Raw genomic sequence first — 20,017 nt, 5'->3', positions numbered from 1 at the left:
TCCTACCCCTCGTCCGTCGCGGCACCGGTGTCGGTCGCGTCGTCCGCGAGCAGGTCCTCGAGGGCCTGCCCGGACAGCCGCCGGAAGGCGCGTCGCGGGCGCGTGCGGTCCAGGACGGCCACCTCGAGCTGGGCGGCCGGGATGGTCCGCACCTCCTCGCCGTCGCCGCCCGACCCGAGCGCGCGCACGGCGAGGCGCAGGACCTCGGCCAGCCCCAGACCCGGCTGCCACGCGTCCTGGAGCACGCGGCCGAGCTGGTCGGCCTGCCCGCCCATGACGACGACGCCCTGCTCGTCCGCGACCGACCCGTCGTAGGAGATCCGGTAGAGCTGGTCCTGCGCCGCGGTGCGGCCGACCTCCGCGACGACGAGCTCGACCTCGAGCGGCTTGGACTCCGTGGTGAACACCGTGCCCAGGGTCTGGGCGTAGGCGTTCGCGAGACCGCGGGCGTTGACGTCGGTGCGGTCGTACGAGTAGCCGCGCAGGTCCGCGTAGCGCACCCCCGCGACCCGCAGGTTCTCGAACTCGTTGTACTTGCCCACCGCGGCGAACGCGATGCGGTCGTAGATCTCCGAGATCTTGTGCAGCGCGCGCGACGGGTTCTCCGTGGCGAACGCGATCCCGTCCTCGTAGGCGAGGACCACGACGGACCGGCCGCGCGCGATGCCCTTGCGCGCGAAGTCCGCCCGGTCCTTCATGAGCTGCTCGGGCGAGACGTAGAAGGGCATGTTCACTCGGCGTCACCTCCCGACGCGGGGCCCTGCGACAGGTCGTCCGGCTGGTCGTGCGGGACGGACTCGGCGTTCGTCGCCGCGGGGCCGCGGCGCGGCACGCCCGTGCCCGACCGCTCGGCCACGATCTGCTCGACGACGGCGGCGAGCTCGTCGTCCGGGACGCGCTCGTAGCCGTCCCGGGTCACGACCGCGACGACGGGCCAGATCCGGCGCACCGGGTCGGGACCGCCCGTGGCGGAGTCGTCGTCCGCCGCGTCGTACAGGGCCTCGACCGCCACGCGCACGGACGCGTCCCGGTCGAGCTCGGTGCGCCAGAGCTTCTTCAGCGAGCTCCGCGCGAACACCGAACCGGAGCCCACCGAGTGGTAGGCGCGCTCCTCGTACCGGCCGCCGGTCACGTCGTAGGAGAAGATGCGGCCCGTGGCCCGGTCGAGGTCGAACCCGGCGAACAGCGGGACCACGGCGAGGCCCTGCATCGCGAGGCCGAGGTTCTGCCGGATCATCGTGGACAGCCGGTTCGCCTTGCCGTCCAGCGAGAGCAGGGTGCCCTCGATCTTCTCGTAGTGCTCGAGCTCGAGCTGGAACAGGCGCACGAGCTCGACCGCGATGCCCGCCGTCCCCGCGATCCCGACCGCCGAGAACTCGTCCGCGGGGAAGACCTTCTCGATCTCACGGTTCGCGATCATCGAACCCATCGTCGCGCGACGGTCGCCCGCCATCACGACGCCGCCCGCGACGCCCTCCGCGCCGAACGTGAGCGCCACGATCGTCGTCGCGTGCGGCGCGTCGGGCGCCGCGCCCCCGGACGTGTGCCCGGCGGTGCGGTGCGACGGCAGCAGGTCGGGGGCGTGCCCGGACAGGAAGTCCAGGAAGGACGACGACCCGGGGGTCGTGAAGGCGTCGGGCAGACGCCCTGGCTGGTCCGTGCTCATCGGGTTGCCGTCACCCTTCCTACTCGCCGCCCTTCTGGACGAAGCCCCGGACGAAGGACTCCGCGTTCGTCTCCAGCACCTCGTCGATCTCCTCGAGGAGCGCGTCGACCTCCGCGTCGCGCGACTGCGCCTGCGGCGCGACCGGGACCTCGGGGCCCTCGGGCTCGTCGTCGGGACGCCGGTCCTCGTGCGACGCGTGGGTGCGTTCGGTACCCGCCATGGCTGCCTCCTCGTCCGTCGGCCCGGTGCCGCGCCGACGCTCTGTCCGTTCCAACCCGGTCGGGGCTCGCGCCCTTCCCGGCCCTGCTCGCACGCGGCGCCCGTTCCGCGAGGGGCGGGGCGCCGTCGTACGTCCAGCCTAGTCGCCGCCGCTCACGACGGGCCTGCCAGACCCGCCAGGAGCGCCGCCGCGTCCGGGCTCGCGTCGAGCAGCGCGCCGATGTGCGCGCGCGTCCCTCGCAGCGGGTCCATCATCGGGACCCGCTGGAGCGACGGTGCCCCCTGGACGTCGAAGATCACCGAGTCCCAGCTCGCGGCCGAGACCTGGTCGCCGTAGCGGGCCATCACCTCGCCGCGGAAGTACGCGCGCGTGTCCTCCGGGGCGTGGTGCACGGCGGCGCCGACCTCGCGCTCGGTGACGACCCGGTCGACCGCGCCCGCCGCGAGGAGCCGGTGGTAGATGCCGCGCTCCGGGCGCACGTCCGACCACTGGAGGTCCATCGCCGCGAGCCGCGGGTGGCCCCAGTCGAGCCCGTCGCGTTCCCGCAGCCGGTCGAGGAGCCGCAGCTTGGCGACCCACTCGACGTCGCGCGCGCACGCGGCACGGTCCGTCCTCAGGCGCTCGAGCACGGAGGCCCACCGCGCGAGCACGTCGCGCGTCGGCGCGTCGACGCCGTCGGTGCCGGCGAGCAGCTCCGCCGCCTGCGTCGCCACGTCGAGGTACTCGCGCTGGACCTCCAGCGCCGTCAGCTCGCGCCCGTCGGCGAGGGTGAGCCGACGCGTGAGGTCCAGGTCGCGGCTGACCCGCTGCACGTCGGCCACCGGGTCCGCCAGCCGCAGGCCCGCGAGCCGCGACCGCACCTGCGGCCCCAGCTCCTCCAGGTGCTCGACGACGAACAGCACGAGCGACGTCGTCCCCGTCTTGAGGTAGGTCGCGGTCTCGAGCATGTTCGCGTCGCCGATGATGAGGTGCAGCCGGCGCCAGCGCTGCCGGTCGGCGTGCGGCTCGTCGCGCGTGTTGACGATCGGGCGGCGCAACGTCGTCTCCAGCCCGACCTCCGCCTCGACGTAGTCCGCGCGCTGGGAGATCTGGAACCCGTGCTCCTCGCCCGCGGGGCCGAGGCCGACGCGCCCCGAGCCGGCGAACACCTGCCGGGTCACGAGGAACGGCGTGAGCATCTCCACGAGCACCCCGAACGGGACGTCGCGGTCCACGAGGAAGTTCTCGTGCGTGCCGTAGCTCGCCCCCTTGCCGTCGACGTTGTTCTTGTAGAGCACGACGGACCCGCCGGGCACCTGGTCCAGCTCGCGCGACGCCGCGAGCATGACGCGCTCCCCCGCCACGTCCCAGCACACGACGTCGTGCGGCACCGTGACCTCGGGCGAGGAGTACTCCGGGTGCGCGTGGTCGACGTACAGCCGGGCACCGTTCGTGAGGATGACGTTCGCGGCGCTCGGGTCGTCGTACTCCTCCGTCGTCGGCCGTGCGACCTCCTGGAGCGAGCCCTCGGCCGCCCCGCCCCCGGCGGGCTCCGCCACGGGCCCCGAGGGCGCGGGCCGGGTCGGGTCGTCGGTGAGCAGCGACGGGTGCGCCGACGCGCGCGGCACGTGGAACCCCCGTGCGTCCTGCAGCGGGTCCTCGTCGTCGTAGTCCCACCGGGCCCGGCCGCGGGCGCCGTCGCTCCGCGCGGCGAGCGCCCGGTAGGTCGTGACGACCTGGCTCGACAGGAGCATCGGGTTCGACATCGGCTTCCCCGGCTGCAGGACGCCGTACTCGGTCTCGATCCCCATGACCCGTCGCACGCTCACGCGCTCACCCTATGTCGGTCCTCCGACGGCGCGCGGACCGTGTCCACCGACGACGGCCCCCTCCCACGCAGCGGCGAGACCCCGCCGGTGCGACGGCCCGCGCCAGCAGGTCGCCGACCCGACGGGGTCTCGGGGCGTCGGTCGGGCGGTCCTACAGGTACTGGCCGGTGTTGGTGACCGTGTCGATGGTGCGCGGGGAGCCGCCCTCGCCCTTCTTCTGGACGATCGTGCGGATGAAGACGATGCGCTCGCCCTTCTTGCCGCTGATGCGCGCCCAGTCGTCGGGGTTGGTCGTGTTGGGCAGGTCCTCGTTCTCCTTGAACTCGTCCACGCACGCGGCGAGCAGGTGGTCGACGCGGATGCCGCGCTGGCCCGTGGCGAGGAAGTCCTTGATCGCGGACTTCTTGGCCCGGTCGACGACGTTCTGGATCATCGCGCCCGAGTTGAAGTCCTTGAAGTAGAGGACCTCCTTGTCGCCGCTCGCGTAGGTGACCTCGAGGAACTGGTTCTCGTCCTCCTCGGAGTACATCCGCTCGACCACCGACCGGATCATCGCGTCGAGCGCCTCGCGCTGGTTGCCGCCGTGCTCGGCGAGGTCCGCGGCGTGGATCGGCAGGTCCTCGGTGAGGTACTTGGCGAAGATCTCCTTGGCGCCCTCGGCGTCCGGCCGCTCGATCTTGATCTTCACGTCGAGGCGACCGGGCCGCAGGATCGCGGGGTCGATCATGTCCTCGCGGTTCGACGCGCCGATGACGATGACGTTGTCGAGCCGCTCGACGCCGTCGATCTCGGCGAGGAGCTGGGGCACGATCGTCGTCTCGACGTCGGACGACAGACCGGTGCCGCGCGTGCGGAACAGCGACTCCATCTCGTCGAAGAACACGACGACCGGGGTGCCCTGGGACGCCTTCTCCCGGGCGCGGGCGAAGATCAGGCGGATGTGCCGCTCGGTCTCGCCCACGTACTTGTTGAGGAGCTCGGGACCCTTGACGTTGAGGAAGTAGCTGCGCGCCGCGCCCGACCCGGCCTCGACCTGCTCCCCGCGCGCCCGCGCGACGGTGTGCGCGAGCGAGTTCGCGACGGCCTTGGCGATGAGCGTCTTGCCGCACCCGGGCGGGCCGTACAGGAGGACGCCCTTGGGCGGGTGCAGCCCGTGCTCACGGAACAGGTCGGGGTGCGTGAACGGCAGCTCGACGGCGTCGCGGATCTGCTCGATCTGCGGGCCGAGGCCGCCGATGTCCTCGTACTCGATGTCCGGGACCTCCTCGAGGACGAGCTCCTCGACCTCGGACTTGGGGATCACCTCGAACACGAACCCGCTGCGCGTGTCGATGGTCAGCGAGTCGCCGACGCGGAGCGACGCGTGCGCGACCGAGCCCGCGAGGCGCACGACGCGCTCCTCGTCGGCGCGACCCACGACGAGCACGCGGTCGGCGTCGAGGATCTCCTTGGCGGTGACGATCTCGCCCGTGCGCTCGTACCCGCCCGCCGCGACGACGGTCATCGCCTCGTTGAGCTTGACCTCCTGGCCGGGGCGCAGCCGCTCCACGTCGAGGCTCGGGCTCGCCCCGACGTGCATCTTGCGCCCGGCGGCGGACACGTCGACCGACCCGTCCGGGTGCGCGGCGAGGAACACCGCGTACGTGCCGGGGGGCTTGGCGAGGTCGTCGATCTGCCGCTTGAGGTCGAGGATCTGGTCGCGCGCGGCCCGGAGGGCCTCGGCGAGCCTCTCGTTCTTCGCGGAGAGCAGCGCGAGCTCGCGCGCGCTGCTCTGCGGGGCCTCGTCGCTACGGCCGAATGTCTCGCTCATGGGGTGTCCCCTCTCGCCGGCGGCTCGCCCGACCGCGTGGTGGACGGCGGACGACGGACCCGCGGGAGGACCCGTGCCGACCACCGTCCGGCGGTCGGGTGACGACCTTAGGCACAATTCTCGCCCGAGCACACCGACGACACCCAGGGTGAGACGACCGGGTCCCGATCGTTACCGGACCGTCACGGCCCCGACACCTCGGACGGGTGCTCGCCCTGCTCGGCGTCGTGGCCGGGGACCTGCTCCACGCCGCGGGCCTCGGGCTGCTCCGGCCCCTGTCCGACGTCGCGACGCACGCGGCGGATCTTCTTCTCCGACACCGGACGCTCGCCGAGCTCCTCGGGCGACCACTGCTCGGCGTCGGTCGGGTAGGCGCCCTTGGCCGGGCGGCGCTTGCGCTCCGGCGGCGCGACGCCGTCGGCCAGACGGCGCGCGGTGAGCAGGAAGCCCGTGTGCCCGATCATCCGGTGCTGCGGGCGCACCGCGAGGCCCTCCAGGTGCCAGCCCCGCACCATGGACTCCCACGCGACCGGCTCGGCGTAGCGCCCGTCGGCGCGCAGGTCCTCCGCGAGGCGCGAGAGCTGGGTCGTCGTGGCGACGTAGCACACCAGCACGCCGCCGGGGACGAGCGCACGGGCGACGACGTCGAGGTTCTCCCACGGCGCGAGCATGTCGAGGACGACGCGGTCGACCGTGCCGTCCTCGGTGACGGTCGGCAGCACGTCGGCGAGGTCGCCCACGGAGAGCGTCCAGGCGGGGTGCGCGCCGCCGAAGAAGGTCTCGACGTTGCCGCGCGCGATGGCCGCGAAGTCCTCGCGACGCTCGATCGAGTGCAGCTCGCCCGCGTCGCCGACCGCACGCAGGAGCGACATCGTCAGCGCGCCCGATCCGACGCCCGCCTCGACGACGCGCGCGCCGGGGAAGATGTCCGCCATCGCGACGATCTGCCCCGCGTCTTTGGGGTAGACGACCGCGGCACCGCGCGGCATGGACAGCACGTAGTCCGCGAGCAGCGGGCGCAGCGCGAGGTACTCGATCTCGGCCGTGTTGCGGACGACGCTCCCCTCGGGCTGCCCGATGAGGTCGTCGTGCCGCAGGTAGCCCTTGTGCGTGTGGAACGTCGCGCCCGGCGCGAGCGTGATGGTGTGCAGGCGCCCGCGCGGGTCGGTGAGCTGGACCTTGTCCCCCACGCGCAGGGGACCGCGGCGCTCGTCGGCGCCCGTCGCGCCGGGGCGGTCCGGTGCGTCCGCCGCGGGCGCGGCGGTGTCCTCCGGTCCGGAGGGCGTCGTCTGGGGGCCGGGCGTGGCGGCGGGCTCGGAGGTCACGGGCGACCATCCTACGGGCCGGACGCGGTCAGCGACCGCGCTGCGCGTCCCGCAGCGCCGCCACGACCCGCGCGACCTCGAGCGCCCCGACGACGCGGCCGCCGTCGGTCACGACGACGACGGCGGCCTCGCGCCCGACGCGCGCCAGGGCGGCGAGCATGTCCTGGCCCTGGAGGTGCGCGTCGATCGTCGCCCCCGGGGGCAGCGGCACGGCGACGGCCCCCACGGGCGTGGTCTCGGCGGCGTCCGGCGGCACGGCGGCGGCGGCCGTGGGGTCCGCGTACCCCACGGGCAGCCCCGCCCCGTCGACGAGCACCGCGAGGACGTGGGGCCCGCCCGCGAGCGCCACCGACCGCCCCACCGCCCCGACCGTCGCCGTGGAGGGCACGGCGACCGCGGGCCGTGCGAGGCCGCGCACGGAGAGCCCCGAGACCGCCTCGCGCGCACGTCCCGCGGCGATCGCCTGCCCGGCACCGCTCCAGAGGAACGCACCGATGAGCGCCGCCCACGCGACGGTCCAGAGGTCGGGCTGGCGGCCGAGCGTCAGCGGCCAGACGAGGGCCCACGCGACGACGCCGACGGCGACCGCGCGCCCGACCCAGCCCGCCGCGACCGTGCCGCGGGTGCGCGAGCCCGTCGCGGCCCACACGGCCGACTCGAGGATCTGCCCGCCGTCGAGCGGCAGCCCCGGCAGGAGGTTGAAGAACCCGACGAACGCGTTGGAGAACGCCCCGGCGTAGAGGAGCAGCGCGGGCACGGAGAACGTCGGCTGCGCCTGGAACGTCACCCAGAACACGACCGCGAGCGCCAGGTTGGTCAGCGGCCCGACCACGGAGATGAGGAAGCCGTCGAGCGGGCGGGCGGACGTCCCCGAGTACGCGGTGTGCCCGCCCCACAGCGTGACGGCGAGCTCGGTGACGTGCTGCCCGCGGGCCCGCGCGACGAGCGCGTGCGCCACCTCGTGCAGGAACACGGAGGCGAACAGCAGGAGCACGAACGCGAACGACACGAGGTACACCTCGTTGCCCAGGTGCGGCGCGAGCCGGCGCACCGTGGGGACGAACAGCACGGTGAGGATCGCGGCGGCGAGGAACCACGACGGCGTGAGGATGACCGGTGCGCCGACGATGCGGCCGATGACCCAGCCCTTCGTGCGCGGGCCGACCGGTGCGGGCGTGCGGGGGGCGCTGGGCTGGGGTCCGTCCACCCGGAGAGCCTATGCGTTCCGCGCGCCGACCCGGACGTCGGGCGAGCGGCGGGTGCGATGATCGGGCCGTGCACGCTCACGACGACGACCAGGTCGAGGTCCCCCTGACCGGAGGGAACGTCAACGCCGTGGTGCGCGTCGGCGACACCGTGCGGCGGACGGCCGGTCCGTGGACGCCGACGGTCCACGCGCTCCTCGCCTGGGTCCGCGCCCAGGGGGTCTCCGTGGCCCCCGCGCCGCTCGGCCGCGACGCGGCCGGGCGCGAGGTGCTGACCTGGACCGAGGGCGAGGTCGGCGGCTGGCCGCTCCCGGACTGGCTCTGGGACCGCGCGACGCTCCGCCAGTCGGGCGCGATGCTGCGGGCGTGGCACGACGCGACCGTCGGCTTCGCGCTCGCCGGGGCGGTGTGGCGCTCACCCGTGCGCGAGCCGGCGGAGGTCGTGTGCCTCAACGACGCCGCGCCGTACAACATGGTCCGCGCGGGGGGCGCCCTCGTCGGGTTCATCGACGTCGACATGGCGTCGCCAGGGCCCCGGGTCTGGGACGTCGCCTACCTCGCCTACCGGTTGTGCGGCTGGTGCGAGGACATGCCGGCCCCGCCCGGGCTCGCGCCCGAGGAGCGGCTCGCCGAGCTGCTCGTCGGCTACGGCCACGACCGCGCGCCTCGTCCCGACGACGTGCTGTCGACGATGCACGACCGTCTCCTCGACCTCGCCGGCTGGACGGACGCGCACGCCCGGGACACCGCTCGGCCGGACCTCCACGACCACGCGGCGCTGTACCGCCGGGACGCGGCACGCCTCGCGCGAGGCTAGGCGGCGTCGTCGTCCATGAGGTCGACGACCTCGCCGGAGACGAGCCGGGCGAGCAGGCCGAGGTCGACGAGCTCGAGCGACGGCGTCCGGCTCAGGCCGGGCGCGGGCAGGACGGGGACCACGGCTTCCACGCCGAGCGTCGCCGCGCCGGCCGCGCGGGCCGAGGCGATGCCGGCAGGCGAGTCCTCGATCGCGACGCAGCGCGCGACGTCGACGCCGAGGCGCTCGGCCGCGAGCAGGTACGGCTCGGGGTCGGGCTTGCCGCGCTCGACCTCGTCCCCGCACACGAGCACCTGGAACGCGTCGTCCGGCGCGAGCTCCGCGACGGGCGCGGCGAGCTCGCGGTAGGACATCGTGACGAGCGCGCACGGCACGCCGGCCTCGCGCAGCGCCGTGAGCAGCTCGCGCGCGCCGGGCTGCCACGGGACCTCGGCCCGCACCTGCTCGATGACCCGGCCCAGGAGGAACGCGACGATCTCGTCGACCGGCAGGTCGACGCCCCCGCGGTCCCGGATGATCCGCGCGGACTCGCGCAGCGGGTTCCCCACGAGCGACATGGCGTCCTCGTGCGTCCACGTGCCCCCGTGCGCCTCGACGAGCTCGTGCTCCGCCGCGATCCAGTACGGCTCGGTGTCGACGAGCGTCCCGTCCATGTCCCACAGGACGGCCTGCGGCAGGACGGGATCGGTGGACGGGCGCGGGGACGTCACGGCATGGCTCCAAGGACGAGGGGTGGGGGTCCGGGCGGGGCACGACGCGGTGCACCCGGTCCCTCCACCCTACGTGCGGCTACGCCACGCGCGAACCCGCTCCGCCGTCGTCGGGCCCGGCCGCATAGGCTGGGGCGATGACCGAGAACGCGACCGAGGGCACCCGGCAGACCGTGATGATCGCGGCGTTCGAGGGCTGGAACGACGCGGGGAGCGCCGCCACGGCCGCGCTCCAGCACCTGCACGAGGTGTGGGGCGCCGAGGACGTCGACGAGCTCGACCCGGAGGAGTACCACGACTTCCAGGTGAACCGCCCCGTCGTGACGACCGACGACGACGGGCTCCGGGAGATCACGTGGCCGACGACGACGATCGCGTCCGCGACCCTGTCGCCCGGCGGGCGGCGGGTCGTGCTCGTGCACGGCATCGAGCCGTCCATGCGGTGGCGCCGGTACTGCCGCGAGCTGCTCGACATCGCGGAGGAGCACGACGTGCGCACGGTCGTCACGCTCGGCGCGCTGCTCGCCGACGTCCCGCACACGCGGCCCATCCCCATGACGGCGACGTCGGAGAGCGTCGGGCTCCAGGCGGTGCTCGACGTCGAGCCGAGCACGTACGAGGGGCCGACGGGCATCGTCGGGGTGCTCCAGCACGCCGCCGCCGAGCGGGGCCTGCAGTCGGTGTCGCTGTGGGCGGCCGTGCCGCACTACGTGGCGCACCCGCCGTCGCCCAAGGCGACGCTCGCGATCCTCGCGCGCATCGAGGAGCTCCTCTCGGAGCCGATCCCCCTCGGGGACCTGCCCGAGGACGCCGAGGCCTGGCAGCACGGCGTCGACGAGCTCGCCGCGGAGGACGCCGAGATCGCGGAGTACGTCCAGCAGCTCGAGGAGGCGAAGGACACCGCTGAGCTGCCCGAGGCGAGCGGCGAGGCGATCGCGCGCGAGTTCGAGCGCTACCTGCGCCGTCGCGACCGCGGCAACCCGGGCAAGGGGCCGACGGTCTGACGCCTCCCCGCCGCCGCGGGCGTGCGGCGGCGCGTCAGAGGCGCACGCCGAGCAGCGCGTTGACCGCGCGGGCGACCACGCCGGGCGCGCCCTCGTCGTCGCCGGACGTGTCGCGCCCGGGACGCAGCGACTCCGCGGCCCACGCGTCGACGGCCGCGAGCGCCGCGGGCGCGTCCAGGTCGTCGGCGAGCGCGGCGCGCACGGCGCCGAGCGTCGCGGTGGCGTCGGGACCGCCGTTGCCGGAGACGGCGTCGCGCCACGTCTCCAGGCGGCGCACCCCCGCGGGCAGGTCGTCGTCGGTCCACTCCCACTCGCCGCGGTAGTGGTGCGCGAGCAGCGCGAGGCGGATCGCCATGGGGTCGACGCCCGTGGCCCGCAGCTTCGAGACGAGCACGAGGTTGCCGCGCGACTTGCTCATCTTCTCGCCCTCGTACGCGACGAGGCCGGCGTGGACGTGGGCGCGGGGCGCGCCACCGCCCGAGAGCATGCGGTCGTGCGAGGACGACATCTCGTGGTGCGGGAACAGCAGGTCCGCTCCCCCGCCCTGCACGTCGAACGGCAGGCCGAGGCCGTCGCGCGAGATGACGGCGCACTCGACGTGCCAGCCGGGCCGCCCGGTGCCGAGCGCGCCACCGTCCCACGCGGGCTCGCCCGGGCGCTCGCGGCGCCACAGGAGCGGGTCGAGCGCGTCCTTCTTGCCCTCGCGGTCGGGGTCGCCCCCGCGCTCGGCGAAGAGGTGCTGCATGACGTCGCGCGCGAGGCGCGAGACGGAGCCGAACGCGGGGTCGGCCGAGAGGTCGGCGTAGACGTCACCGAGGCCCGGGTCGGTCCCGCCCGCCCCGGGCTCGACCGGCACGCGGTAGGCGAGCCCGGCGTCGAGGAGCTGCGTGACCGCCTCGACGACGGCGGGGACCGTCTCGACCGCGCCCTCGTAGACGTCCGGCGGGACGACGCCGAGCGCGGTCATGTCCTCGGCGAAGAGCGCCGTCTGGTCGACGGCGAGCGCGCGCCAGTCGACGCCCGTCGCGGCGGCGCGCTCGAGCAGCGGGTCGTCGACGTCGGTGACGTTGGACGCGTACCGCACGCGCTGGCCGGCGTCCGTCCACGCCCGCACGAGCAGGTCGAACGCGACGTAGGTGGCCGCGTGGCCGATGTGGGTCGCGTCGTACGGCGTGATGCCGCACACGTAGAGGGTCGCGTCCTCGCCCGAGGCCGCGACGACGAGCTCGCGGGTCGTCGAGTCGTGCACCCGGACCGGGAGGCCTCGTCCGGGGAGCTCGGGGATCTGCGGGGCGGGCCAGCTGTGCACGCGTCAACCTTAGCCGTCGGGACGTCGGCGCCGGACCGTCGTCCGGAAGGCGGGCGCCGCGCGCACGGGACACGGACGGCACGCCGCTGCCCGCACCGACGGCGAACCCGCGCGACCGGGCAGGTCCGCGCCGGGCGCGGGACAATGCGGACGTGACGAAGCCCACCGACCCGCGCGTCGACGCCGCGCGAGGCGCCCTGCTCCCCGACGCCACCGTCCTGGCGGCGTGGACCGTGGACCCGGGCGCGGCCGGGGTGCGCGAGGTCGACCCCGGCACGCTCGGGGACGCGCGCGCCGGGGACGACCCGGCCCGCGACCACGAGCGCGGCGACCATGACGCGGGCGAAGGCCGGACCCTGCGTGGCCCGGCGACGTGGGCGCGGGTCGCCGACCTCGACGCCGTGCTCGACGCCGCGGCCCGCGTCTCCACGAGCCCGGGACCGACGCACCACGAGCTGTCCCGGCACGCGCACCACCCGCTGGCGCACGTGCGCCGCCTCGCGCCCGACTGGCTCCTGCTCGTCACGCCGACGGCGTGGTTCACCGAGGCGGACCGCCAGGTGCGCACCGGCCAGTTCGCCGCGCTGCTCGGACCGGGCACCGTCGTCACCGCCGAGGAGGGGGACGCCGGCGTGCACGCGACCATGCTCGACAAGCTCGCCGCCCCGGGGGACCCGCGGGGCACGCCCGTCCAGCGGATCGTGTCGGCCGCCGTCCTCGCGATCGTGGGCGGGGCGTCGCAGGTCGAGCTCGGCCTGGGGGACGCGGTCGCGGACACGGAGCGGGTCGTGTTCGACCAGCAGCGCGAGGACCCGGTCGAGCGCATCTACGACCTCAAGCGCGAGATCACCGAGGCGCGGCGCGCGCTCATGCCCGTCTCGGCGGAGCTGCCCGAGCTGCTCGACCCCGACGTCCCGGACCACCTCGCGGTGAACCGGCGCATGCTCGAGCGCGTGGTGACGACCGTCGAGCGGATCGACCGCCACCTCGACGTGCACGACGACCTGCTCTCGGACATGCTGCAGGTCCACATGTCCCAGGTGTCGGTGCGCCAGAACGAGGACATGCGCAAGATCTCGGCCTGGGCCGCGATCCTCGTCTACCCGACCATCGTCGCGGGGGTCTACGGCATGAACTTCCGGAACATGCCCGAGCTGCACTGGGCGTTCGGCTACCCGTTCGCGCTCGCGCTCATGGCGGTCGGCTGCCTCGTGCTCTACAGCGTGTTCAAGCGGGTCGGCTGGCTCTGACCGCGGGTCACGGGGTGGACGCGGCGGTCCCGCCGGGCTCGAGCACGCCGGTGAGCAGGAGCAGCACGACGAGCGCGGCGAGCACCAGGCGGTAGACCACGAACGGCGTGTAGCTGAAGGTCGAGACGATCTTGAGGAACGCGATGATGACGAAGTAGCCGACGACGAACGCGACGAGCGTGGCGATGAGGGTCGCGCCCGCGCCGGGTGCGCCGGGGGCCGGCTCGTCCGCGGACTTGACGAGCTGGTAGAACCCCGAGCCCATCACCGCGGGGATCGCGAGCAGGAACGAGTAGCGCGCCGCGGCCTCGCGCGTGAAGCCCATGAGGAGGCCCGCCGTGATCGTGCCGCCGGACCGGGAGACGCCCGGGACGAGCGCGAGCGCCTGCGCGAAGCCGAACGCGACGGCCTGGCCGGGCGAGAGCTCGCGCAGCGTGCGCCGCTTGGCGCCGATCCGGTCCGCCCAGCCGAGCAGGAGCGCGAAGACGGCGAGCATGAGCGCGGTGAGGTAGAGGTTGCGGAACGTGTTCTCGATCGCGTCCTGGAAGAGCAGGCCGAGCACGACGATCGGGACGGAGCCGAGGGCGATGTACCAGGCCATCGCGGCGTCGTGATCGTGCCGACCGAGGCGCGACCTCCAGTCCGTACCGTGGTCGCCGCGCACCGAGCGCCACCACGCCGCGCAGATCCGCGCGATGTCGCGACGGAAGTACAGGAGGACCGCCGTCTCGGTCCCGATCTGGGTGATCGCCGTGAAGGCGGCCCCCGGGTCCTGCGAGCCGATGAGCTCGCCCACGATGCGCAGGTGCGCGCTCGAGGAGATCGGGAGGAACTCGGTCAGGCCCTGGACGAGGCCGAGGAGGACGGCTTCCCACGCGTTCACGAGCGGCCACGATACCCGCTCGGGCAGGCCCTCCCGGCACCTCGTCGGCGGGTCGGCGCCCCCGGATGAACGCCGGGCGACGGGCGCGTGAACACCGTCCCGCGGACCCGGCCCGCAGGCTTGGAGGGACGGGTGAACCTCGCCGCTCCCGGGGTCCGTCGCGCGCCCCGACGGTCGCGCGGCGGGGTCCGCCGGTACCCTCGGCTCCCATGGAACACCGCCACCTCGGCAGCACCGGCCTGCGCGTGTCCGAGCTCGGCCTCGGCACCATGACGTGGGCCCGGGACACGGACGAGCTCGACGCCGCCGAGCAGCTGCGCGACTTCGTCGACGCGGGCGGGACCCTCGTCGACACCGCCGCCTCGTACGCCGACGGGGACGCCGAGTCCCTGCTCGGGTCGATCCTGGGGACGAAGGTCGACCGGCGCGACGTGCTCCTGTGCACCAAGGCGGGCGTGCGCCGCACGGCGCAGGGACCGGTCGTCGACGCGTCCCGCGGGGCGCTCCTCGACTCGCTGGACGACTCGCTGTCGCGCCTGGGCACCGACCACGTCGACCTGTTCCTCGTGCACGCGCCCGACCCGCGCACGCCGTTCACCGAGACGCTCTCCGCGCTGCGCCACGCCGTGACGTCCGGCCGGGCACGGTACGTCGGGCTGTCCAACCACCCCGCGTGGGCGACGGCGCGCGCCGCGACGCTGCTCGGCGGTGCCGACGACGTGGGCCTCGCCGCGGTCGAGCTCGAGTACTCGCTGCTCCAGCGCGGCGCGGAACGGGAGGTCGTGCCGGCCGCCGAGGCGCTCGGGCTCGGCCTGCTCGCCTGGTCGCCGCTGGGCCGGGGCGTGCTCACGGGCAAGTACCGCCGCTCGCTCCCCGCGGACTCGCGCGGCGCGTCCCCGCACCTGTCCGGGTTCGTCGAGCCCTACCTGGACCAGTCCTCCTCGGGGATCGTCGAGGCCGTCGTCACCGCGGCCGACGGTCTCGGCCGCGCCCCGCTCGACGTCGCGCTGTCGTGGCTCCTGGGCCGCCCCACGGTGGCGAGCGCGATCATCGGCGCCCGGACTCCGGCCCAGCTGCGCACGTCGCTCGCCGCGACCGACCTCGAGCTCCCCGACGCCGTCCGCGCGGCGCTCGACGACGTGAGCGACCTGGAGGTCGGCTACCCCGAGCGGTGGTGACGACGGCGCGTCAGCGCGCGCCGTCGGTCTCCAGCTCGCCGGTCAGGACGTCGTCGTCGAGGGTGTCGTCGAGGTCGTCGAGCGCGTCCTCGTCCTCCTCGTCGTCGTCCTCGTCCTCGTCCTCGTCGTCCTCCTCCGCGAGGTAGAACGGCGTCGCCTCCCCGTGGACCTGGCCGAGGGCCTCGTCGTAGACCTCGAAGGCGTCCGCGAGCACGTAGTAGGCGTCGTCGACGGCGGGGTCGTCCTCCCCGCGGCGTGCGGCGACGGCGTTGTAGTGGGCCTCGAGCGCGGCGATGAACCGGTCGAGCGCGGCACGCGGGTCAGCGGTCATACCCTGACGGTAGCGCCGAGAGGGGCACAATGGCACTCGTTAGTCGAGCGGGTTCTCCCGCCCGGCCGACGACCGAGTCAGGCGAGAGAGGACGGTGGCACGTGGAGGAGAGGCCGACGTCACGTCGGCGGTCCGGATGGGCCGCGCACGGCGGGCAGTACGAGTACCGCGTCCTGACGATCGACCGCTCCACGAGCCGGTCGGACGCGAGCAGGCTGCTCACCGACGAGGCCGAGTACGGGCGCTGGGAGCTCGCCCGGACGAGGCTCTACGTCGGGGGCGAGCGCCGCGTGTGGCTGCGCCGCAAGATCATCCGGGTCAGCTCGACCCTGTGAGCCCCGCCCCGTGAGCGGTCCCGGCCGCGGGGACGGCTCCGCGGGCTCCCCGCCGGACGTCTTCACGAAGTCGCGCGCGGACGCGCCCGCGGGCTTCTTCGACTGCGAGGCCGCGGGGCTCGCGTGGCTCCGCGTCCCGGGCGGGCCGCGCGTCGCGACGGTGCGCGGGGTCGGCCCGACCCGGCTCGACCTCGAACGCGTCCTGCCCGCCGCACCGACGCCCGAGGCGGCGCACGCGTTCGGCCGGGCGCTCGCCGTCGTGCACGACGCGGAAGCGCCGGCGTGGGGCGCGCCGCCGCCCGGCTGGTCGGGCGACGCGTTCTTCGGTCCGCTCGACGACCCGCTGCCGATGCCGACGGGCTCGTGGCCCGACTGGCCGACCTTCTACGCCGAGGCGCGGCTGCTCCCGGTCGCGCGCCAGGGCCGCGACCGCGGGGCGCTCGACGCCGACGACGCGCGCCTCCTCGAACGCCTGGGAGAACGCCTCGCGGACCTCGCGCGCCCCGCGCTCGACGACTCCCCGGCGCGCGTGCACGGCGACCTGTGGTCGGGCAACGTGCTGTGGTCCCCGCTCGACCCCGGCCCGGGCGGACGACCGGGCGACGTCGAGGCGGTGCTCGTCGACCCCGCGGCGCACGGCGGGCACCGCGAGGCCGACCTGGCGATGCTCGCGCTGTTCGGCGCCCCCTTCCTCGAGGAGATCCTCGCCGGGTACGACGCCGCGCACCCGCTCGCGCGCGGGTGGCGCCACCGGGTCGCGCTGCACCAGGTGTACCCGGTCGCGGTGCACGCGGTGCTGTTCGGCGGCGGCTACCGCGCGCAGCTCCGCTCGTCGGTCCGGGCGCTGCTGGGCGACGCCTGAGCGGTCGACCCGGACGGCGTCAGCAGGTGCGCAGCAGGCGGTCGAGCACGCGCACGCCGAAGCGCAGCGAGTCGACCGGGACCCGCTCGTCGACCCCGTGGAACATCCCGGAGAAGTCGAGGTCGCCGGGCAGGCGCAGCGGCGCGAAGCCGTAGCCCGTGATGCCGAGGCGCGCGAGCGACTTGTTGTCCGTGCCGCCCGAGAGCGTGTACGGCAGGACGGTCGCCTCCGGGTCCTCGGCGAGGAGCGAGTCGACCATCGCGTCGACGAGGTCGCCCTCGAACGGCACCTCGAGCGCGATGTCCCGGTGGATCTCCTCGACCCGCACGTGCTCGCCCGCGAGCGCCCGCAGCGTCGCGAACCCCTCCTCCTCGTGCCCGGGCAGCAGGCGCGCGTCGATCGCCGCCTCCGCCCGGCCCGGGATGACGTTCGCCTTGTACCCGGCGGAGAGCTGCGTCGGGTTGGACGTGTGGCGCACCGTCGCCCCGACGAACCGCGACGCGGGGCCGAGCGCGGCGACGAGCGCCGCGACCGACGACGGGTCCTCCGGGTCGTACCGGAGCCCGGTGAGGTCCGCGACGCCGCGCAGCAGCCTGTCGACGGTCGGGGTGAGCGTGTTGGGCCAGTGGTGGGCCCCGATGCGCGCGACCGCCTCCGCGAGCCGCGTCACCGCGTTGTCCTCGTTCACCTGCGACCCGTGACCCGCGCGGCCCTCCGCGACGAGGCGCAGCCACGCGATGCCCTTCTCCGCCGTCTGGAGCAGGTACGCGCGCCGGCCCCCGACCTCGACCGAGAACCCGCCGACCTCGCTGATCGCCTCGGTCGCGCCCTCGAACAGCTCGGGCCGGTGGTCGACGGCGTAGCGCGCCCCGTACACGCCGCCCGCCTCCTCGTCGGCGAAGAACGCCACGACGACGTCGCGCGCGGGCTTGCGCCCCTCGCGCGCCATCTGCCGCACGACCGCGAGGATCATCGCGTCCATGTCCTTCATGTCGACGGCGCCGCGGCCCCACAGCAGGCCGTCGATCTCCTCGCCCGCGAACGGGTCGACCGACCAGTCCGCGGCCTGCGCCGGCACGACGTCGAGGTGCCCGTGGAGCACGAGCGCCGGGCGGGTCGGGTCCGCGCCCTCCAGACGCACGACGACGCTCGCCCGGCCGGGCTCCGACTCGAACAGCTCGGGCTCGAGCCCGACCTCGTGCAGCAGCCCCATGACGTACTCCGCCGCGCGACGCTCCCCCGGACCGGTCCCGTCGCCGAAGTTCGACGTGTCGATCCGCAGCAGCTCCCGGCAGATCCGCACCACCTCGTCCTCCGCCCGCGGCACCGTGCCGGAGGGGACGTCGACGGTCGCCGGGGTGCCGGCGCTGGCCTGGGATTCCGGGTACGGAGCGGTCATGGCCACACGCTACCCGTCGCGATCGCCCCGCCCGCCTGTCCCCGCCGCCCCTCCCACATCCCGGACGCTCCCCCCACCATGCCAGCCGCCGCGTCGAGCAGGTCGTCCAGGCGCGTCCGGGTCGCGTGACGCGCCCACATCGCCTGCTCGACCCGGCAGGATGGGCTGGTCGGGTCCTCGGGGTCAGTGGGTGGCGCCGTGGGGGTCCGGGGCGAGGTGGCGGGGGCCGGTGCCGTCGCCCGGGAGCGTGTCCGCGTGGTCGGGGTGGGTGGCGCCGTCGGGCACGTCGATGCGGGACGGCGCCCGCTCCCCCGGCGCGACGACGACGAGCTGGCCCATCATGCCCTGGTCCTCGTGCGTGAGCAGGTGGCAGTGGAACATGTACGGGGTGCTCGGGTCGGTCGCGCCCTCGGCCGCCTCGAACCGGACGAGCAGGCGCGTGACGCGGCCGGGCTGGACGTAGACGGTGTCCTGCCAGCCGTCGAGGTCGGGCGTGGGCGGCTGCCCGCCGACGTCGAGGACGCGGAACTGGACGTCGTGGACGTGGAAGTTGTGCGGGGTGTCGTCGAGCCCGGTGACCTCCCAGACCTCGGTCTCCCCGACGGTCACGACCTCGTCGACGCGGGACATGTCCATCGACCGCCCGTTGATGGACCGGCCGGAGAGCTGGAACGTCCGCGTCCGGACGGCGTCGGCCTCGTCGAGCACGTCCGCCGGGTCGGTGCCGAGGGTGTCGGGGACGGCGGGGCTCGGCGCGAGCGTGGGAGCAGCGCGCAGCTCCAGGAGGTCGAACGTGTCGTCGCCGCCGGAGAAGCGCTCGAACAGCGGGTTGACGCCGAGCTCGGGCGGGAAGCTGCGCAGGACGGCGCGCTGCCCCGGGGCCATGGTCACGACGACCTCCGCCCGGTCGCCCGGGGAGAGGCGCACGCGCTCGACCGTGCGCGGGGCGGGGAGCAGCCCGCCGTCGGTCCCGACGAGCTGGACCGTGCCGCCGTCGGCAAAGCCGACGTCGTAGACCCGCGAGTCGGAGCCGTTGAGCAGGCGCAGGCGGACTCGCTCGGTCGTGACGTCGAGGTAGGGCCCGGGCGTGCCGTTGACGAGCACCGTGTCGCCCAGCGTGCCGACCGGTGAGAGGAACGAGGCGGCGTCGTCGAGCCGCCCGTCGGGGTGGAAGCTCTTGTCCTGGAGGATGACCGGGACGTCGTCGACGCCGTACTCGTGCGGAAGGTCGGCGGCGGGGCCGTCGGCGGCGGCCGGGTCGTCGAGGAGGAACATCCCCGCGAGCCCCCGGTACACCTGGCTCGCGGTCCGCCCGTGCAGGTGCGGGTGGTACCAGAGCGTCGCGGCGGGCTGGTCGATCGTCCACGTGGGCGACCACGTCTCGCCGGGCTCGACCATCTGGTGCGGGCCACCGTCCATCGCGGGCGGGAGGTGCATGCCGTGCCAGTGGAGCGTCGTCGTCTCGTCGAGCGCGTTCGTCACGTCGACGCGCACGCGCTCGCCGCGCGCGGCCCGCAGGGTGGGGCCGAGGTAGTCGCCGTTCAGGCCGATCGTCGGGGTCGGTGCGGACGCGCCGAGGTCCGCGACGCCCGCGCGCGCCTCGAGCTCGAAGACGCGCACGCCGTCCTCGACCCGGGACTCCGCGAGAGGCGGGACGGCGAGCGGCCGCGTGAACTCCACGGCACCCGCCGTGCTCGTCGCGGCACGCGCCCAGGCGACGCCCACGACCGCGACGACCGCCCCGACGAACAGGACGACGACGAGCCCGAGCACCACGAGGACGCGGGCGAGCGGGCCGCGCCGCCGTCGCGGACGACCTCCGGGTGGTCCGGCGGGCGCACCGGGCGCCGGCGGGACGGCAGGCGGCGTGGTGGTGTACGTGGTCGTCATCAGGTCTTCTCCAGG

Annotated in this window: 19 protein-coding genes; 6 read left to right on the top strand and 13 right to left on the bottom strand. The window is 74.8% G+C overall.

The annotated features are described in order from the left end of the window. Window positions 1–2: 2 nt before the first annotated feature. The 7 genes from prcA to ABWU78_RS04135 form a co-directional block, all read right to left on the bottom strand. Window positions 3–734 carry a proteasome subunit alpha gene (gene prcA, locus ABWU78_RS04165; protein WP_253049732.1) on the bottom strand — a complete coding sequence of 244 codons (732 nt, stop codon included), beginning with the start codon at window positions 732–734 and terminating at the stop codon, window positions 3–5. Then, window positions 731–1,666, bottom strand: a complete 936-nt coding sequence (prcB, locus tag ABWU78_RS04160) for a proteasome subunit beta (protein ID WP_439157632.1) — start codon at window positions 1,664–1,666, stop codon at window positions 731–733. Before prcB ends, prcA begins: the two co-directional genes overlap by 4 nt. A gap of 19 nt (window positions 1,667–1,685) precedes the next feature. Then, window positions 1,686–1,886 carry a ubiquitin-like protein Pup gene (locus tag ABWU78_RS04155; protein ID WP_047232853.1) on the bottom strand — a complete coding sequence of 67 codons (201 nt, stop codon included), beginning with the start codon at window positions 1,884–1,886 and terminating at the stop codon, window positions 1,686–1,688. A gap of 152 nt (window positions 1,887–2,038) precedes the next feature. Beyond that, window positions 2,039–3,676, bottom strand: a complete 1,638-nt coding sequence (gene dop / locus ABWU78_RS04150) for a depupylase/deamidase Dop (RefSeq protein ID WP_439157647.1) — start codon at window positions 3,674–3,676, stop codon at window positions 2,039–2,041. Window positions 3,677–3,845: 169 nt separating this feature from the next. Then, entirely contained in the window at window positions 3,846–5,504 is a 1,659-nt protein-coding gene (gene arc, locus ABWU78_RS04145) for a proteasome ATPase (protein ID WP_253049738.1), read from the bottom strand. Between the two features lie 182 nt (window positions 5,505–5,686). Next, window positions 5,687–6,829: a tRNA (adenine-N1)-methyltransferase gene (locus ABWU78_RS04140; RefSeq protein WP_439157631.1), complete on the bottom strand. Its 1,143-nt coding sequence runs from the start codon at window positions 6,827–6,829 to the stop codon at window positions 5,687–5,689. Between the two features lie 28 nt (window positions 6,830–6,857). Then, window positions 6,858–8,036, bottom strand: a complete 1,179-nt coding sequence (locus ABWU78_RS04135) for a site-2 protease family protein (protein WP_253049740.1) — start codon at window positions 8,034–8,036, stop codon at window positions 6,858–6,860. 68 nt (window positions 8,037–8,104) lie between these two features. Here ABWU78_RS04135 and ABWU78_RS04130 point away from each other — a divergent pair, with 68 nt between their 5' ends. After that, window positions 8,105–8,851 (top strand): phosphotransferase, encoded by a 747-nt coding sequence (locus ABWU78_RS04130; RefSeq protein WP_353709183.1) that lies wholly within the window; start codon window positions 8,105–8,107, stop codon window positions 8,849–8,851. Here ABWU78_RS04130 and ABWU78_RS04125 read toward each other — a convergent pair. Then, on the bottom strand, window positions 8,848–9,561 hold the full coding sequence (locus ABWU78_RS04125) for an HAD family hydrolase (RefSeq protein WP_308202245.1): 714 nt from the start codon (window positions 9,559–9,561) through the stop codon (window positions 8,848–8,850). The genes ABWU78_RS04130 and ABWU78_RS04125 overlap by 4 nt on opposite strands. 137 nt (window positions 9,562–9,698) lie before the next feature. Between ABWU78_RS04125 and ABWU78_RS04120 the strand changes: the two genes are divergently transcribed. Further along, a complete protein-coding gene (locus ABWU78_RS04120) occupies window positions 9,699–10,565 on the top strand; it encodes a PAC2 family protein (RefSeq protein WP_253049744.1) in 867 nt (288 codons plus the stop codon). Between the two features lie 34 nt (window positions 10,566–10,599). Here ABWU78_RS04120 and mshC read toward each other — a convergent pair whose 3' ends face one another. After that, window positions 10,600–11,874, bottom strand: coding sequence for a cysteine--1-D-myo-inosityl 2-amino-2-deoxy-alpha-D-glucopyranoside ligase (gene mshC / locus ABWU78_RS04115; RefSeq protein WP_439157630.1), 1,275 nt, complete (start codon window positions 11,872–11,874; stop codon window positions 10,600–10,602). A 152-nt stretch (window positions 11,875–12,026) separates the two neighbouring features. Here mshC and ABWU78_RS04110 point away from each other — a divergent pair, with 152 nt between their 5' ends. Continuing rightward, the gene (locus ABWU78_RS04110; RefSeq protein ID WP_439157629.1) at window positions 12,027–13,124 is read left to right on the top strand and encodes a CorA family divalent cation transporter; all 1,098 of its coding nucleotides are present in this window, start codon (window positions 12,027–12,029) and stop codon (window positions 13,122–13,124) included. Between the two features lie 7 nt (window positions 13,125–13,131). Here ABWU78_RS04110 and ABWU78_RS04105 read toward each other — a convergent pair whose 3' ends face one another. Continuing rightward, window positions 13,132–14,007 (bottom strand): undecaprenyl-diphosphate phosphatase, encoded by an 876-nt coding sequence (locus ABWU78_RS04105; RefSeq protein ID WP_253049750.1) that lies wholly within the window; start codon window positions 14,005–14,007, stop codon window positions 13,132–13,134. Between the two features lie 209 nt (window positions 14,008–14,216). Here ABWU78_RS04105 and ABWU78_RS04100 point away from each other — a divergent pair, with 209 nt between their 5' ends. Then, complete coding sequence (locus ABWU78_RS04100; RefSeq protein WP_439157628.1) at window positions 14,217–15,185, top strand: aldo/keto reductase; 969 nt, start codon at window positions 14,217–14,219, stop codon at window positions 15,183–15,185. A gap of 10 nt (window positions 15,186–15,195) precedes the next feature. On the opposite strand, the gene ABWU78_RS04095 is transcribed toward ABWU78_RS04100, so the two are convergent. After that, the gene (locus ABWU78_RS04095) at window positions 15,196–15,516 is read right to left on the bottom strand and encodes a primosomal protein (RefSeq protein ID WP_253049754.1); all 321 of its coding nucleotides are present in this window, start codon (window positions 15,514–15,516) and stop codon (window positions 15,196–15,198) included. Between the two features lie 101 nt (window positions 15,517–15,617). On the opposite strand from ABWU78_RS04095, the gene ABWU78_RS04090 reads away from it, so the two are divergent. Both ABWU78_RS04090 and ABWU78_RS04085 read left to right on the top strand, forming a co-directional pair. Continuing rightward, the gene (locus ABWU78_RS04090) at window positions 15,618–15,851 is read left to right on the top strand and encodes a DUF5703 family protein (RefSeq protein WP_009861400.1); all 234 of its coding nucleotides are present in this window, start codon (window positions 15,618–15,620) and stop codon (window positions 15,849–15,851) included. Between the two features lie 10 nt (window positions 15,852–15,861). Next, on the top strand, window positions 15,862–16,713 hold the full coding sequence (locus tag ABWU78_RS04085) for a fructosamine kinase family protein (protein ID WP_439157627.1): 852 nt from the start codon (window positions 15,862–15,864) through the stop codon (window positions 16,711–16,713). A 19-nt stretch (window positions 16,714–16,732) separates the two neighbouring features. Here the strand turns inward: ABWU78_RS04085 and ABWU78_RS04080 are convergent, their stop codons facing one another. Both ABWU78_RS04080 and ABWU78_RS04075 read right to left on the bottom strand, forming a co-directional pair. Then, the gene (locus ABWU78_RS04080) at window positions 16,733–18,112 is read right to left on the bottom strand and encodes a M20/M25/M40 family metallo-hydrolase (protein WP_439157626.1); all 1,380 of its coding nucleotides are present in this window, start codon (window positions 18,110–18,112) and stop codon (window positions 16,733–16,735) included. A 183-nt stretch (window positions 18,113–18,295) separates the two neighbouring features. Continuing rightward, window positions 18,296–20,002, bottom strand: a complete 1,707-nt coding sequence (locus ABWU78_RS04075) for a multicopper oxidase family protein (protein WP_439157625.1) — start codon at window positions 20,000–20,002, stop codon at window positions 18,296–18,298. Between the last annotated feature and the right edge of the window lie 15 nt (window positions 20,003–20,017).

It is taken from the genome of Cellulosimicrobium sp. CpK407 (assembly GCF_051844275.1).
GTDB lineage: Bacteria > Actinomycetota > Actinomycetes > Actinomycetales > Cellulomonadaceae > Cellulosimicrobium > Cellulosimicrobium cellulans_G.
The sequence above is the reverse complement of the archived record's forward strand: the minus strand, read 5'-3'. Positions and strand labels throughout refer to the sequence as shown.

What these genes read in the sequence shown, in the direction of transcription:
- prcB (WP_439157632.1), bottom strand. Translation starts at nt 1,666, where the DNA reads ATGAGCACGGACCAGCCAGGGCGTCTGCCCGACGCCTTCACGACCCCC.
- ABWU78_RS04155 (WP_047232853.1), bottom strand. Translation starts at nt 1,886, where the DNA reads ATGGCGGGTACCGAACGCACCCACGCGTCGCACGAGGACCGGCGTCCC.
- dop (WP_439157647.1), bottom strand. Translation starts at nt 3,676, where the DNA reads ATGGGGATCGAGACCGAGTACGGCGTCCTGCAGCCGGGGAAGCCGATG.
- arc (WP_253049738.1), bottom strand. Translation starts at nt 5,504, where the DNA reads ATGAGCGAGACATTCGGCCGTAGCGACGAGGCCCCGCAGAGCAGCGCG.
- ABWU78_RS04120 (WP_253049744.1), top strand. Translation starts at nt 9,699, where the DNA reads ATGACCGAGAACGCGACCGAGGGCACCCGGCAGACCGTGATGATCGCG.
- ABWU78_RS04100 (WP_439157628.1), top strand. Translation starts at nt 14,217, where the DNA reads ATGGAACACCGCCACCTCGGCAGCACCGGCCTGCGCGTGTCCGAGCTC.
- ABWU78_RS04095 (WP_253049754.1), bottom strand. Translation starts at nt 15,516, where the DNA reads ATGACCGCTGACCCGCGTGCCGCGCTCGACCGGTTCATCGCCGCGCTC.
- ABWU78_RS04080 (WP_439157626.1), bottom strand. Translation starts at nt 18,112, where the DNA reads ATGACCGCTCCGTACCCGGAATCCCAGGCCAGCGCCGGCACCCCGGCG.
- ABWU78_RS04075 (WP_439157625.1), bottom strand. Translation starts at nt 20,002, where the DNA reads ATGACGACCACGTACACCACCACGCCGCCTGCCGTCCCGCCGGCGCCC.